Consider the following 1,013-nt stretch of genomic DNA (forward strand, 5'->3'; position numbering starts at 1 on the left):
CCCTCATATGTACGGAAGTAAAACTGTGGACGGTAACCTTTGAAGAAAGGAGTATGACGACCACCTTCATCTTTAGAAAGTACGTATACTTCTGAAGTGAATGTAGTGTGAGGGTTGATTGAACCAGGCTTAGCTAGTACTTGACCACGTTCAACGTCTTCACGCTTAGTACCACGTAGAAGTGCACCAATGTTCTCACCAGCACGACCTTCGTCAAGAAGCTTACGGAACATTTCAACACCAGTACAAGTAGACTTAGTAGTCTCTTTGATACCAACGATTTCAACTTCGTCGTTCACGTTGATGATACCAGCTTCAACACGACCAGTTACTACTGTACCACGGCCTTGGATTGAGAAAACGTCTTCGATAGGCATGATGAATGGCTTATCGATGTCACGCTCTGGCTCTGGGATGTAAGAATCTAGTGCTTCTGCAAGCTCAACGATCTTGTCTTCCCACTGCTTTTCGCCTTCAAGTGCTTTAAGAGCAGAACCTTGAATTAGTGGTAAGTCATCACCTGGGAAGTCGTACTCAGAAAGAAGTTCACGAACTTCCATTTCTACTAGCTCAAGTAGCTCTTCGTCGTCAACCATGTCACATTTGTTCATGAATACAACGATGTAAGGTACGCCAACCTGACGAGAAAGTAGGATGTGCTCACGCGTTTGTGGCATAGGGCCGTCAGTCGCAGCTACTACTAAGATAGCGCCGTCCATTTGAGCAGCACCAGTGATCATGTTTTTAACATAATCGGCGTGTCCAGGACAATCTACGTGTGCGTAGTGACGAGTTGGTGTATCGTACTCAACGTGAGAAGTTGAGATTGTGATACCACGCTCGCGCTCTTCTGGAGCGTTATCGATTGATGCGAAATCTTTAGCAACACCGCCGTATACTTTTGCAAGTACGTTAGTGATTGCTGCAGTTAGTGTAGTTTTACCGTGGTCAACGTGGCCGATTGTACCAACGTTTACGTGCGGTTTTACGCGTTCAAACTTTTCTTTTGCCAT

The 1,013-nt window shown here is 45.4% G+C and carries 1 protein-coding gene; it reads right to left on the bottom strand.

Annotated features, from left to right (window positions below; all coding sequences use genetic code 11):
- Positions 1–1,013, bottom strand: a 1,013-nt coding sequence (gene tuf, locus CWB60_RS20355; protein ID WP_138628023.1) for an elongation factor Tu, incomplete at its 3' end; no start/stop codon positions are given.

This window comes from Pseudoalteromonas sp. S327, from assembly GCF_005886415.1.
GTDB lineage: Bacteria > Pseudomonadota > Gammaproteobacteria > Enterobacterales > Alteromonadaceae > Pseudoalteromonas > Pseudoalteromonas atlantica.